General features: G+C 45.9%; 11 protein-coding genes. 5 read left to right on the plus strand and 6 right to left on the minus strand.

Features of this window, described 5'->3' with window-relative positions:
• Nucleotides 1–71 precede the first annotated feature (71 nt).
• A complete protein-coding gene (locus tag IAQ59_RS03110) occupies nucleotides 72–452 on the minus strand; it encodes a DUF805 domain-containing protein (protein ID WP_209329311.1) in 381 nt (126 codons plus the stop codon).
• 496 nt (nucleotides 453–948) lie between these two features.
• Here IAQ59_RS03110 and IAQ59_RS03115 point away from each other — a divergent pair, with 496 nt between their 5' ends.
• Both IAQ59_RS03115 and IAQ59_RS03120 read left to right on the plus strand, forming a co-directional pair.
• Complete coding sequence (locus tag IAQ59_RS03115; protein WP_209329312.1) at nucleotides 949–1,638, plus strand: SIR2 family NAD-dependent protein deacylase; 690 nt, start codon at nucleotides 949–951, stop codon at nucleotides 1,636–1,638.
• Nucleotides 1,639–1,785: 147 nt separating this feature from the next.
• Nucleotides 1,786–2,415 (plus strand): hypothetical protein, encoded by a 630-nt coding sequence (locus tag IAQ59_RS03120; RefSeq protein WP_245189399.1) that lies wholly within the window; start codon nucleotides 1,786–1,788, stop codon nucleotides 2,413–2,415.
• A 55-nt stretch (nucleotides 2,416–2,470) separates the two neighbouring features.
• Here IAQ59_RS03120 and IAQ59_RS03125 read toward each other — a convergent pair whose 3' ends face one another.
• From IAQ59_RS03125 to IAQ59_RS03140, 4 genes are all read right to left on the minus strand, one after another.
• Nucleotides 2,471–3,262: a hypothetical protein gene (locus IAQ59_RS03125; RefSeq protein WP_209329313.1), complete on the minus strand. Its 792-nt coding sequence runs from the start codon at nucleotides 3,260–3,262 to the stop codon at nucleotides 2,471–2,473.
• Between the two features lie 127 nt (nucleotides 3,263–3,389).
• Nucleotides 3,390–4,760, minus strand: coding sequence for an NAD(P)H-binding protein (locus tag IAQ59_RS03130; RefSeq protein ID WP_209329314.1), 1,371 nt, complete (start codon nucleotides 4,758–4,760; stop codon nucleotides 3,390–3,392).
• Nucleotides 4,761–4,852: 92 nt separating this feature from the next.
• Complete coding sequence (locus IAQ59_RS03135; protein WP_209329315.1) at nucleotides 4,853–6,097, minus strand: protoporphyrinogen/coproporphyrinogen oxidase; 1,245 nt, start codon at nucleotides 6,095–6,097, stop codon at nucleotides 4,853–4,855.
• Between the two features lie 11 nt (nucleotides 6,098–6,108).
• On the minus strand, nucleotides 6,109–7,554 hold the full coding sequence (locus IAQ59_RS03140; RefSeq protein WP_209329316.1) for a DEAD/DEAH box helicase: 1,446 nt from the start codon (nucleotides 7,552–7,554) through the stop codon (nucleotides 6,109–6,111).
• Between the two features lie 564 nt (nucleotides 7,555–8,118).
• On the opposite strand from IAQ59_RS03140, the gene IAQ59_RS03145 reads away from it, so the two are divergent.
• The 3 genes from IAQ59_RS03145 (at nucleotide 8,119) to IAQ59_RS03155 (ending at nucleotide 12,763) form a co-directional block, all read left to right on the plus strand.
• Nucleotides 8,119–9,273, plus strand: a complete 1,155-nt coding sequence (locus tag IAQ59_RS03145; RefSeq protein WP_209329317.1) for an FAD-dependent oxidoreductase — start codon at nucleotides 8,119–8,121, stop codon at nucleotides 9,271–9,273.
• A 168-nt stretch (nucleotides 9,274–9,441) separates the two neighbouring features.
• Complete coding sequence (locus IAQ59_RS03150) at nucleotides 9,442–11,949, plus strand: zinc-dependent metalloprotease (RefSeq protein ID WP_209329318.1); 2,508 nt, start codon at nucleotides 9,442–9,444, stop codon at nucleotides 11,947–11,949.
• 271 nt (nucleotides 11,950–12,220) lie between these two features.
• Entirely contained in the window at nucleotides 12,221–12,763 is a 543-nt protein-coding gene (locus tag IAQ59_RS03155; protein WP_209329457.1) for a ferritin, read from the plus strand.
• 74 nt (nucleotides 12,764–12,837) lie between these two features.
• On the opposite strand, the gene IAQ59_RS03160 is transcribed toward IAQ59_RS03155, so the two are convergent.
• Nucleotides 12,838–14,070 carry a 6-bladed beta-propeller gene (locus IAQ59_RS03160; RefSeq protein ID WP_209329319.1) on the minus strand — a complete coding sequence of 411 codons (1,233 nt, stop codon included), beginning with the start codon at nucleotides 14,068–14,070 and terminating at the stop codon, nucleotides 12,838–12,840.
• Nucleotides 14,071–14,120 lie beyond the last annotated feature (50 nt).

Consider the following 14,120-nt stretch of genomic DNA (forward strand, 5'->3'; position numbering starts at 1 on the left):
CGACGGTGGTGCATCCAATAATAAATCACCGTAAAACCAAACTATCTACCAAGGAAGGTCATTGGCCTTACTCACACTTCCAACGCAAGTACCGCTTTTGGATCACTGCCGTATTTGTTTTCTCCAGAGTTACCTTCCGTCACCAACAATACCAACAGCCAAATCCCCCCTACCACGGGAATCAATGCGACCAAAAACATCCAGCCGCTCTTTCCGATATCATGTAGGCGCCTTACGACCACCGCCAATCCCGGTACAAAAACAGCTAATACATAAATAAAATAAAAGGCTCCATAAGGAAGTCCTTCAATCGTTAATCCCATCATATTGTCCAAAAAGATGGCGCAAAAAGCAAAAATCAAATTAAACAATGCAAACATCCAATATTCTTTTCTTCTTGCCCTTCCGCTGAAATCAGCGTACTGTCTTAATACTTTCAAATACCATTTCATAATTTATTCCATTTTATAGTTTAAAACTGATCTATTCAATAGATTACGAACTAACTTTTAATGCCTGAAAATAAAGTTTAATCCAAAATTATGGGCAAACGAACCCAAAAGGGCGCGACTGACCGCATTATTAACCGGTAGATACCGGCAAAATCTCCGTCGACATTTTAAAAATAGCATAATTACCTTAAAAATAAAATATCCATGTAAGAATTTTTTAAAAATTTATACACAACTAATTGCACTAATATCGAAATATTCATTTAAAATACGTTCCAAAAACGAATTCATATCGATCGACTACCGCGATTGTTCATGTCACTTGCAACGTAATCCGGACTTACTTATTATTTTTGTGTAGACTACCTGGTATTAGGAAGCAAACGAGGAACAACTAAAACAAAAAGCATACATCAGCCTAAACTCTCCACAAATCGCGGAGTCGGGCAGGCTTTTGGCTTCATTGTTAGCAAGGCATCTATTAAAAAATATCCCGATGCAAAAACTAGTCGTATTAACCGGGGCGGGGATTTCCGCCGAAAGCGGCATTGCCACCTTTAGAGACGCAAATGGCCTCTGGGAAGGACATAACGTAATGGAAGTAGCCTCTCCGGAAGGATGGAGAAAAAACAAAGAATTGGTTTTGGATTTTTACAATCAACGAAGAAAAGCTTGCCTGACAGCAAAGCCAAATGCCGCCCATCGGATACTAGCTGAACTCGAGGCAGACTTTGACGTCACCATCATCACCCAAAACGTAGACAATCTTCACGAAAAAGCCGGGTCGACCAAGATCATTCACCTTCATGGAGAACTTTTTAAATCCCAGAGCACACTCGATCCCAGACTGGTCTACCCTATTGAAGGCTGGGAGCTGAAAGTGGGCGATAAATGCGAAATGGGATCCCAATTGCGGCCGTTTATTGTATGGTTTGGAGAACAAGTTCCCATGATGGATGCCGCATTGGAGGCTACCCAGCAAGCAGACATTTTTGCGATAGTGGGAACCTCCCTATTGGTTTATCCCGCCGCCAGCCTAATCGACTACGCCTCGCCAAAGATTCCTAAGTATTTAATAGACCCGATGATTGCTCGAATAAGCTCCTTGCCCAATCTCATCAAACTGGAGGAAGCTGCCAGTACAGGTGTTGCTAGAATGGCATCGATGTTGAAGGATTTAAATTGATGGCCGAAATACAGCCATTAATCATCCATCGATACCAGCAAGTTAGTGGTTATTTTTACATGACCTTGCCAAAAAACGAACGGCCTTTCATACCTTTGAAAAGGGGCCTGCGGAAAATCGTTCTAACATTAAAATAAAATTTCTTCATTGACTACGCTAGACTTACAAACCGAGAAGCAATACACTTTGGCTGGAAAGGTTCTGCTGGCCAACCTCTTGAAACTAGCGGTGGCTGGCGCTTTTATTGGATTGATGCATACCCATGATTTACTGGTTGCGTTGATTTTGGCGTTGTATGCGGCTTTATCTATTGGAAAAAAATACGTATCGGGGGCGCAGGACCGTTTTGTTTACCTCACAGGCTTTTTAATCAGTGCGGTACTTGGCGTCCTCTGTGAATTATGGGGAATCCATTTTGAACATTGGCAATACCATGACCTGCCAGCAACGAGAGAATTCCCGTACTGGCTGCCATTCGCTTGGGGATTGGCATTTACCTACATCTACAAAATCGAAAAAGAGCTGATCGGATCCCTGCAACTAAATTCCCTGAATGGGAAAATCCTGCTGGCGCTTGTTGTCGCCATGGTCTTTCCGACTATCGGCGAAATGATCACGATCTATTTGGGCGTCTGGACCTACCAATGGCCCTATCAAATTATTGGCGTACCCCTACTCGCCATCTTTTTGCTGATGGTATTCCATACCGGCGTTAACTTTATCATGAGCGTCACGTGCAGGAGGATGGACTGGCATGACCCTGTTTTCAACCCATAGATCACCTCTGCCCCCTTGCCTTGAAATCAGTGTGTCCATCTATGTTTTTAGGCGTTCATCGAACCATTGTCTCCAACGTGGCCAAGTAAACCCACTTTTGATCTCTGGATTTTAGCCCCTTTTCCACCCGCTGTCGTATAGCATCGGACATTTCCATATCTTCGTACTCCATGGAATTGAAAAATTGCAGGTAATCTTTATACACATTCATGGTCAAATGCGTGGAACTCGCCTGACTCCCCGTAGGCAGGGCGGTTCGTAACAAGCACCAATGCTCCATAAGGTTTGCTGAAATCTTTCGCTGATGTATCGGTAAAAACACCTCCCGTTCCGCCATTTCATATTCTTCAAAATTCCCCTCAACGGCCTTCATTAGGTCAAACGAAGCCAATGTTCCAGGACTAAATTCAAACTGATCATTCGTCCTTGCGATCTCGATCATAAATGTCCGAATTGCCAAATCCCTATCATCAACCGCTCCCTTTAGCCGCTGAAGAAGCTGGCTTTCTTGAATTTGTGGAAAAGCACTTTGAGCGTACTCTATCATTACCTCCGGTTCCGTACCATTCATCATCTTAACGGGGTCACTATAATATGTGATCGTGGCAAACTGATACGCTTCCGTATCCGATCCTGTCTTCAGGGACCATAAGTCCCAACCTTCAATATCTCCCTTCTTTATAGCCTCCCCGTACACCTTGGCCAAAAAATCCCTGTACTCTAGGTAATCCAGGGTTTTGGAAGGATCTACTCGGATAAATTCGAAAACGAGATATCGCTTCTCTTGCGCATACATGGCATGACTCACACACAGCGCCAACATCCAAAAACTGATAAGCTTTTTCATGGTTTTTTGGGTTTAATTTCACAAACTTATTTTTACAAACAATTTAAACATTTTTTAAACCATTTGTATAATATTTTTGCCCAAATCAATGAAATCACATCGAAAGCCAATCGTACGCTCCAAAAAACTAGCGCTCAAGGTATCGCTTAAACCTGTTCATCACCCAAAGGTGTATTCTGGCCTGGGTATTTAAATACAGGAACCAAGGAATGCGTGGTACAAACTCGTGAATAGCTGAGAGAATATACTTCCCATCCATCACTTCCCTAAATTCCAACCAGCCATAATCCACCCTACCTACCAACCAACCACCACTGATATAGAATAGCTGACGCCTCTTATCACTTCGGTTACGCTCCAGGGTCAGCTGCAACATGGGAGCCGAATACCGCAACAAGTAAAAGGAGACGGTCCCATTTGATTCTTGGGTTGCGGTAATCAGGAACCTAAAAAAGGTAGGCAACCATATCTTGTATCGATTGGCTACCCAATAAGCGCTTTTATTTCGAACATTGGGGAGACGTTGTATGCTTCGCACGGTATTTGCTACTTGCTTGAGGGGAGCGAAAGTAGGAAGGACCGCATCTTCCCTATCTCCCAATGCAATTACAACGGCTTCTGAGTAGCTCTGGTATCCCCCTTTTTTTTCCTGAAAAGCCAGGTCCTCGGATACTGTCATGGTATGCTTTAAACTCTCAACCAAGGGAGAAACCAATTGAGCCGGGCTCTTGCCAAAATAGCCTACCCAGAGTTTGGAAAAACCCACTGAAAAAATCGGCACAGAGAAAATAAGCCGTCGCTTGTTCATAACAGAAGCAGTTTTAACTAGCATCTCCTTATAGGACATCACTTCGGGATTGCCTACTTCAATCGGCTTCCCAAAGTATTTGGGATTGTCGAGGCAATGGTCCATGATCTCCAATATGTCCTTCAGGGAAATTGGTTGTGTCAACGACTCTGTCCACTTCGGGCAAATCAAAACCGGCAGGCGGGAGACGAGATTTTTCATCATGTCAAAAGATGAGCCTCCAGGCCCCACAATAATACTGGCACGGATAGCGGTCAAGGCCGGGGATTGGGATGAGAGGGTTTCCTCTACTTCGGTTCGACTGCGAAGGTGCCTGGACCAAGATTCCGGTGGTGCATCCTTGGGCAAAATCCCCCCCAGATAAATGATCTGCCGTATCCCATTTGCCTCAGCAGCACGTACAAAATTATCTGCCAAGATCAAGTCGGTATCCTCAAAACTACCTTGGTTCAGCCGGGTGGATGCCGTCATGGAGTGCACCAGATAGATTGCAATATCCACCCCATCCAGCGCCTGCTGAGTGGAGGTAATAGAATACAGCTCTACCTGACGCCATTCTATCTGCGGGCAGGGATTGAAATCCACTTCCCTCCTACTGAGTCCAATGAGGTGATACTTATCCTTGAACTGATCCATAAACCACCTTCCAACATATCCGGTGGCCCCGGCAATCGCGACCCTAAGCTTCATAAGCTATTCGTTTGAAAACATACGTAACTCCCTACCGAACATGCCATCGACAGCCCGCCACCGGAACTCGCACTCCACTACAAGCTCTGCTGCTATACCAGCTTCTTGGAGAGGATGGCCTGTGCAGCAGCCCTGCCTGCCTGCATAGCTGCGTTGATAGACCCATAGAGCAGGTGATCTCCAGTAACAAAAAGGTGGTCATGAATTTGATAATGAACCAACGGTCTGCTATACCTAAGCCCATTGACTACCGGAAGGGCTTTGGCAATGTGAAAGGTTTTAATATGCTGAAAATGAGAGGCAGCTATACCCGACAAGGCCTCCAACTCTAAAGCTACCAATTGTTCCAATTGATCTAATTGCCCTACCTCTTTGACGATGGAGACGGAAAGCAGTGCCCTCCCATTCGATGCATAAGATTTACTTACATCCGTCATAAAGACGATGTTATTGATCAAAAAATGAACGTCTTGAACCAAACCTATGCTGGGCTTTGCAATAAACGATTGCTGCAACGAATAATATAACGTCGTCACCTTGCGATAACCGGAGTTATCTCTATCGTATCCTTCCACCAACCCATCAGGCCTAACCGTGAGAAGGATATCGTCTGCCGTGATGGTATCTCCCGAGGCCAAATGAATCACATTATGGGAGATTCGATCCACTTTGGTATTGAGTCTTAAAGCGGTGTTGGTGAGTCTAGAGGCCAGAAATTTGGGGATTTCGCCCATCCCCTTTGCAGGTATCGCCGCATGCCCTTCACTAAACATCTTGAAAACAAATTCAAACATCCGAGAGGAAGTCTCTAGTTTCTCTTCCAAAAAAATCCCCCTAAAAAATGGAATAAAGAAGTTATCCAGTATCCTATCCGAAAATCCTCGTTTTTTCAGGTAGTCCATCGTGGGCATTTCAGGGCTCTGAAAAATGGCTTCCACATGTTTTGCCTTCAATTCCTTGGTTAGCTGAAAAATCCGGAGCTTATCCAGAACTGAGCCCACCTTTGAGAAAACCATCGCCGGCAAACGCCAGGGATTTCTCAACGGATCGTACACAGAAAACGTGTCTCCAGGTTTAAAGATCACAGCACCAGGAAGGAAGGTCTTCAAATCCAACGTCTCATAATCCAGATAAGCCTTTGCTTCCGGATAAGCGGTCAGAAGCACTTGAAACCCGTGATCCAAGGCATACCCATCTTCATAATCGGTTTTAACACGGCCGCCCACTCGGTCTGACTCCTCCAAAATTACAGGAGACAACCCGGCTCTTTCCAGTTCCAAAGCAGCAACCAGGCCAGAAATGCCGGCACCGATGATGAATGTTTTTCGATCTGTCATATCAGATAGGTTTATTCCGAAATGTTTTTCCTGACTCGAAACTTGGGCGGCTTCGATTCCCCTTTTTCGGGCTCCTTGGGAGAATGGCGGACTTCAGAGGTATCCTGTGCAGCCGCTTCGGGGCTTTTCCGAGACGGAAAACGTTTGGGCTTTTTCATTGGATTACGGACTTCATCTGCCGGCGAATCAGCTTCAAGCTTCACATTAGGCGAAGACCTCTTTTTTTGATGCCCTCCCTTTTTGAAGTTACCCCCGCGCTTTCCCTGCGGTTGATTTTGATTACCATCCTTGTGACTGGAATGCGGGGCAACAGAAGGCCCTTCTCCCAACTCCTCTGGTAGTGGCAACTTGGTAATTTCCATTCCAATAAGTCTTTCGATATTCGCATACTTGTATCGATCCTTATCATTTACCAACGTGATGGCAGTGCCCTCCTTCTGAGCCCTTGCCGTTCTTCCTACGCGATGCACGTAATCTTCTGGATCATTAGGTGTGTCAAAATTGATTACCAATTCGATATCCTCCACGTCAATGCCTCTCGATAAAATATCCGTAGCTACTAGAATTTTCACTTTTTTACTCTTAAAAGCCGACATGATCTTTTCCCGCTCTGATTGGTCCAGATCGGCATGGAATGCCTCAACATCAAAGCTTTTCCGAAGCACTTTGAATAGGGACTTTACCTTATCTTTTGTAGAACAAAAAACAATGACTGCTTCATAGGGCTTTTGCCGGAGAATGTGCAAGATTAGCCCCTCCTTCTGGGTATCGTAAGCCAAATACACAAACTGGGCGACGCCTTTGGCTGTCTTGCCCAATGCAATGGAAATCTCCTGAGGGTCTACGAGGATCTGCTGGGAAAACTTCCGGATCTTCTGGGGCATAGTGGCCGAAAAAAGCAGTGTTTGCCGCTTCTTGGGCAGGTAGTTGACTATGGTAAGCAAATCTTCCGAAAAGCCCATGTCCATCATGCGATCCGCTTCGTCCAAAACCAAGTACCGAAGGCTGTCCATTTTGATCTTTCCGCCTTGAAGGAGAGCGATTAACCTGCCCGGGGTTGCCACCACAATCTCCGCTCCCATCTCGAGAGCCTTCTTCTGTTGTTCCCAAGTAGCACCGTCTCCTCCACCGTAAATTGGAATGGAACTAATTCCCAAAAAATAAGCCAGGCCTTGAATCTGCTGGTCAATCTGTATGGCGAGCTCCCGTGTAGGAGCTAGGATTAGAACGTTTACCCCAGAGGTCTGTCGAGATGCGATGTGATGCAGAATAGGCAGAATAAATGCTGCGGTCTTGCCGGTACCTGTCTGGGCGGTGGCTATTAGGTCCTTGCCGGATAATATCACCGGAATTGCCTGCTGTTGGATAGGGGTGGGGGTCTCAAAACCCATGGCGTCCAGCCCTTCCTGCAAAGCCTCTATCAGGCCAAAATCCTTGAATGTAACTTTATTTTCCATTTGGTAAGTAACTATTATACCCGACCACACAGCGCTTGCTGGTCGGACAATGTTTAGATGAATAACCCACAGGGTATACCGTTGTTTTCTTTCTGATATCCTTGTGGGGTGAGTAAAATGCACTAATCCTGCCGAAACACCGAAAAAAACAGGAAAAGCAACAGGTCTCCGTCCATCAAAATCTAGCCTAAAAGTAGGCTAATTTTATCGGTAATACAACCTTGGGTAATATTTATACCCAATAGGAAGAAAATGTCCGATCGGCATAGAGGATAGTAAAGCCGACGAAATCAAAAAATCTACCACCCCATTGGCAAATACCAAACGACCTAGGCCAGTCATCCCTTCATCCTAGATACGAAAAAACAACTTGCAGTGAATAGATAATATACAAATAAAACCAATCAGATTATTTTTCAACCCTTTTTACTCCAATATTTTGCATTTGTTGATTTTTATGGTTTAAATTTAAACCATCATAACAGCTTCTAAAAACCCAGAGTACACCTTTTCACTAGTGGCATTACCATATGCCAGATTTAACCACTAACACTTCCTTTCACCATGAGTCATCCACGCAGGGACTTTATCAAAAAATTATCCGTGGCTGCTATCGGTTCCGGAGTCCTGGGAACAAGCCTTTCAGTACAGGCTAGCAGTTACAAGAATTACCACATCCATTCCCGTTTAAAACTTCCCAAAGTAAAGGTATCTGAAGATCGTGTGATCAAAGAGACGGTCGGTTTACGCCCATTTCGCCTGAGTGGGCCACGTGTAGAAAGCCAGCAATTGGGCAACAAAACCATTGTGCACAACTATGGTCACGGTGGCAGTGGCTGGTCCCTCTCATGGGGTACCGCGATGATCGCCGCGGAATTGGTACAGCAAACCAAAGCCAAGCAAGTAGCCGTGATGGGCTGCGGGGTAGTAGGGCTAGCTACCGCGAGAACCCTTCAGCAAAAAGGGCATGAGGTGACCATTTTCACTAAAGACACCTACCCGAACATCACCTCTGCGATGGCTACTGGCACATGGTCACCAACTTCCAGACTGGTACACCCAAGCAAGGTGACGCCAGAATTTGCGGACATGTACCAAAAGGCCTGTACTCATTCCTATAAAACGTTCCAACGTTTACTAGGCCTCAATCACGTAGTGGATTGGATGGAAAATTACCGAATCCACTCTGGTGAAGAAAGACGCAGCGACTACGCTGACGAGCTACGCTCTAAGCTGGTTACTCCTGAAGTGGATTTTTACCCCAAAGCGGTACAACTTCCCAGAAAAGAAAATCCCTTCAAATACCCGACAGTAAGTAGAAGCCCTACGACGATTTTCAACATCCCCGCTTACCTAAAGATGTTGAGGGACGACTTTTTACTTGCGGGCGGCAAAATTGAAATCAAGACCTTTATGAAGCCCGAGGACGTGGATGCACTTCCGCATAAATGCGTTGTAAACTGCACAGGGCTGGGGGCACAGGAGATCTTTGGCGATGAAGAACTGATGCCAGTGTCTGGTCAGCTTTGCTTCCTGATACCCCAACCGGAACTTACCTACCGGGCAAACATGGGCGGGGTCTACTTCATTCCTCGTGAAGACGGAATCATGCTAGGAGGGAATGGTATCGACGGAAATTGGGATACTACCCCAGACCCGTTGGTGAAGGAAAAATACCTGAGTACGGTGGCTGAAATGATGAAAAATCTCAGAGCCTAATCATGCTGACAGTACTAGCAGCCCTTTTTCCACCCGGCTGACTAAATCCACTGGCAAATAAAGGTAGGTTGTCTATGCAAGGAACCATGTGCCCTGCGTGCTGTAGGCAGGGAATCTCCTTTATTCTTCCCGACAGGCATTCGCCTCTTTAGAATCAATGACGAAGATATGAAAACAATCATCAGTAGGTTGATTTGTGGTTTAATCTTACTGATCGCCTCCTCCCACTTGGGAGGAGGTTTTAGTAATCTTTTGGCCCAAAACGCCCAAACAATCAGCTCCTTTACGGAAGGAATGGAGAAAATGCCCGGATTTATCACCATGTATTGGGACAGTAATAAGGGCAAACTTTGGATGGAGGTATCGGAACTGGAAAAAGAAATCCTTTATTATCCCTCCTTGTCCGCTGGATTGGGCTCCAATGATATAGGACTGGATAGAGGGCGCATTCTTCCCTCCCAGATCGTCAAATTTGAGCGGTCGGGCAACAAGCTTTTACTGACAGCATCAAACTACGCATACAGAGCAATTTCGGACAGCCAAATGGAAAAAATGGCCGTTGAGGAATCCTTTGCCAAATCCGTTCATTGGGGTTTTGAGGTTTCGGCTGAGGAAGCAGGTAAAGTTCTGGTAGACGGCACCACCTTTTTTCTTCAGGATGCCGTAGGGGCCGCATCAGCCATCAGCAGAGCCCGGCAGGGCAGTTATCGGTTAGATGCCTCCCGCAGTGCCATCTACCTACCACGAACGAAAAGCTTTCCCAAAAACACCGAAATAGAAGCTACCATCACGCTTACGGGGGATCAAGCCGGCCCCTACCTGCGCGAGGTGACACCCTCTACCAATGCGGTGACCTTACGAATGCACCACTCCTTTGTGGAGCTGCCAGACGACAAGTACGTACCCCGCCTATTTGACCCCCGTGCAGGAATTAATCCAGTGACTTTTTTCGACTACGCTACCCCGGTAGATGAGTCAATCACCAAACGCTACATTCGCAGACACCGCCTGGAGAAAAAAGACCCCGCTGCGGCGGTCAGTGAAGTGGTAGAACCCATCGTATACTACATAGACCCAGGAACGCCTGAACCCATACGAACGGCCCTGATCGAAGGCACCATGTGGTGGGCAGAGGCATTCGAGGAAGCCGGTTTTAAAAATGCATTTGAAGTCAAATTATTGCCCGAAGATGCGGACCCGATGGATATTCGTTACCACTTGGTCCAGTGGGTACATCGATCCAGCCGTGGATGGTCTTATGGCGGAGGTGTCACCGACCCCCGAACTGGCGAAATCATCAAGGGGAAAGTGACTCTCGGCTCTCTAAGGGTAAGGCAAGACTACATGTTGGCCCAAGGGCTTCTAGGTGATTTTGATGAAAGCTCCGACCATCCCGCAATGATGGAAATGTCACTGGCAAGGATGCGGCAACTGGCCGCCCACGAAGTCGGACATACGCTGGGTTTACCCCATAATTACATCGCCAGCACCATTGGAAGGGCATCTGTGATGGATTACCCACATCCTACCGTAAAACTAACTCCAGACAACCGAATCGATATTTCCGACGCCTATCCGGAGGGCATTGGAGACTGGGATAAAGTGGCTATCAAAATTGCATACGCCACATTCCCTGCCGGGTCGGATGAAGCCACGGAAATAGATAAATTGGTAAAAGAATATCAGGCCAAGGGAATGAAATTTCTTTCCGACCAAGATGCCCGTCCACCGGGAAGCGCACACCCACAAAACCACTTATGGGACAATGGTTCCAACGCTGTGGATGAATTGGGCCATACGCTGAAAGTCCGACAGGTTGTATTGGATAATTTCTCCGAGAGCAAAATCCCGGTCGGCACTCCCATGGCGAATTTAGAGGAGGTATTGGTACCCATGTACCTATTTCACCGGTATCAGGTAGAAGCGGCAGCCAAGGTGATTGCGGGCCTTTCCTACACCTATATGCTTCGGGGAGAATCAGGCGTCCCTATCGAGTCAGTATCCGCATCAGAGCAATACCGTGCATTGAAATCCCTTTTGAACACCCTGAAACCGGAGGTATTGGCTCTCCCAAAAAACGTCATTTCCTTGATCCCTCCCCGCCCCTACGGATTTCCGGCAAATGCGCGGGAAGTTTTTGGCAGAAACACCGGACTGGTATTCGATATCCTGTCACCGGCGGAAATCGCCGCGAACCACACCCTGACACTGCTACTCCATCCAGAACGGGCTTCTCGCCTGATAAACCAGCACGCCCTGGACAGCCGTCTTCCCGGTCTGCACCACGTGATTGACCAATTAATTACCCACACGTGGAAAAGCCCTGTAAAAAGCGGTTATGAGGGTGAAATACAACGGGTAGTTTCCAAGCTAACATTACAGCACTTACTCATGCTTTCTATGAACTCGACAGCTTCCTCCCAAGCAAGAGCGCTCGCTATGCTAAAAGTAGGGGAAATCAAGGATTGGATTAGCTCCCAGAGCACTTCCAATATCCATCAAATGGCACATAATCAATATTGCTTGGCCATACTCGATGGGTTCCTCTCCAATCCAGAGGATAAAATCTCCATTTTATCACCTATGTCCGCACCTGCAGGGGCACCCATCGGAGACAGTGGCCAAAGTTGGCTGGAGCCTATCTGTAGCCATGATCACGCTATGGAAAGCCTCTGAAGACTTCACTGCTTTTTCTATGATAACTAGGGATTTTTTCAGCTACCTTTAATAAGTTGGAAGTAAAAAAGAGGGGGTATGTTGCCTCCTCCTTTTTCTTATTTAAACTTAATCCAAACAAACCAAACATTATTTTATTTTTTTAATTATACCAATTCTAAATACCAAAAAATAGGAACATGGCTGGAACTTTATCCCGAAAATTCGGTTTATTTGAGTGTCCAACAAAATAAAATCATTTTAACATTCCTAACCCCGGACGACAATGTATATGAAGACAGCAGAAAAAGAAATCGTTACGCTAAAGCGTTCCTTACTGGTAGATACTGAAAAGAAACTAAACAAACAGGTAGAGATGGAGGGGAGATCCTCTGCCTATTATCTATCTATGGCCTCTTGGTGTGAGATGATGGGATTCACCAACTCCGCCAAATTCCTTTACGACCACGCCGATGAGGAGCGTCAGCACATGTTGAAACTATTTAAGTACATCAACGATGCTGGTGGGCATGCCATCCAACCGGAAATTACCGGTATCCGGCACAACTTCAATTCGCTGCGTGAGATTTTCGAATTGATTTTAGAGCATGAGATTGAAGTAACCAAATCCATCAACACCATCGTGGACCACTGCTTTTCTGTGAAAGACTTTGCCACTTTTAGCTTTATGCAATGGTATGTGACCGAGCAGCGGGAAGAAGAAACCGTAGCTAGACGGGCGTTGGAGCTCTTCGATATCATCGGAGAAGAAGGCATCGGTCTATGGACCATCGACCAAGAGTTGGGCAAGCTACATGCGGCAATCGAGGAATAATTTCAAAGTAGCGATACCTTAAAAAAACCGGTCATCCAATCGAGCTGACCGGTTTTTTTTTCTTCTGCTTCTGTCTAGTCACCGGATTCAAGCGGGATTTTCGGTGTGATAAACACCAATATCGGATTATCCTCCCTGCCTACTGTTCCCAACCCCGGAATATCTACTTGGCTTTCTTTCATGGCATAAGCCGGAGAAACCACCTCTACGAGATCTCCATTGAAATATACCGGATGGTTGATGCCGTTAGAGTAGGAGCATATGTAAAGCGTTTCCGGAAATGACGTAAGGTCATTTATGAAATTCCGTGTATGAACCACCATAGCGTTGCTGTTGAATTTGAGAAATTGGTGAACATGGAAGTGCCCGCCACTGTCCTTGTAATTATAAGTTATTGCCAGAAATTTTTCATTGTAAAAATTCAAAACTGGAAAAGAGGCCAATCCCCTACCCTCCTCTTTGCTATACAAAAACTCCATTTGCTCGCGGGTACTTTTTAATCCCAAAGACGGATCTAATCCCTTTTCGCCAAAATCCACCGTTAGAAACGAAGAAACACCCCCCTCAGACAGGTGGTAAAAACAGTTATCAAACATCCTTGAAAAAAACAGGTCCCCTTTGTCGTTTATAGAAAAGCTTTCCGAATTGGCAGTGTAATAAGAACCCTCGGTTTCGATTCGCTTTTCGAAAAATAAAGTGGGCTTCATACTCTCCCCGTCCACCACGATTAAATCTGCATTCGTATACTGATCGTTGATTTCGTTATCCAGCTGCTGCGCAGAAAAATAATACCACCTTCCGCTTTGGTCTTTCCTCAAGGAGTTAGCTTGGGGGAGAAAAACCGAAATTTCCTCCAATAACTCAAAGTCCAAATTGGAGAACCGAAGAATCCTCGATCGGCCGCTGCGAAACTCAAACACGTCAATGAACGACTCATCCTCATCCACCAATACATGCTGCATGTTTTGATACTCTCCTGGACCCTCTCCCAATCGGGTTAATTTACCGATATATTTCCCTTGATGATCAAACACAAAAACGGCTTTGAGAATCCGATCCACTGCATAGAGGTAGTTTTTCCGGATGATGATCTCCTGCACATTTACCAGCATACTTTCCGGATGATTTTCTAAGGGAACATACCGGATCTCCTTCGCCAGCTCAGAGAGGGGTAGGTTTTCTAAGGCAGCCTCAGGATCCAACACCAATATATCTTCCAATACATCCAGCTTCTGACTGCACGAGACCGCCGCAACCACAAAAAACACGACGCCCAACAATTTTGTATACTCTTTCAACGTCATCATAGCTATCTTGGAATACATTGGCAAAGTATGTATCTTCGTTTTAACTAACA

The sequence above is a fragment of the Lunatimonas salinarum genome (assembly GCF_017811155.1).
Lineage (GTDB): Bacteria > Bacteroidota > Bacteroidia > Cytophagales > Cyclobacteriaceae > Lunatimonas > Lunatimonas salinarum.

Excerpts from the sequence above, each read along its gene's own strand:
- IAQ59_RS03110 (WP_209329311.1), bottom strand. The coding sequence starts at position 452 with ATGAAATGGTATTTGAAAGTATTAAGACAGTACGCTGATTTCAGCGGA.
- IAQ59_RS03115 (WP_209329312.1), top strand. The coding sequence starts at position 949 with ATGCAAAAACTAGTCGTATTAACCGGGGCGGGGATTTCCGCCGAAAGC.
- IAQ59_RS03125 (WP_209329313.1), bottom strand. The coding sequence starts at position 3,262 with ATGAAAAAGCTTATCAGTTTTTGGATGTTGGCGCTGTGTGTGAGTCAT.
- IAQ59_RS03130 (WP_209329314.1), bottom strand. The coding sequence starts at position 4,760 with ATGAAGCTTAGGGTCGCGATTGCCGGGGCCACCGGATATGTTGGAAGG.
- IAQ59_RS03135 (WP_209329315.1), bottom strand. The coding sequence starts at position 6,097 with ATGACAGATCGAAAAACATTCATCATCGGTGCCGGCATTTCTGGCCTG.
- IAQ59_RS03140 (WP_209329316.1), bottom strand. The coding sequence starts at position 7,554 with ATGGAAAATAAAGTTACATTCAAGGATTTTGGCCTGATAGAGGCTTTG.
- IAQ59_RS03145 (WP_209329317.1), top strand. The coding sequence starts at position 8,119 with ATGAGTCATCCACGCAGGGACTTTATCAAAAAATTATCCGTGGCTGCT.
- IAQ59_RS03150 (WP_209329318.1), top strand. The coding sequence starts at position 9,442 with ATGAAAACAATCATCAGTAGGTTGATTTGTGGTTTAATCTTACTGATC.
- IAQ59_RS03155 (WP_209329457.1), top strand. The coding sequence starts at position 12,221 with ATGAAGACAGCAGAAAAAGAAATCGTTACGCTAAAGCGTTCCTTACTG.
- IAQ59_RS03160 (WP_209329319.1), bottom strand. The coding sequence starts at position 14,070 with ATGATGACGTTGAAAGAGTATACAAAATTGTTGGGCGTCGTGTTTTTT.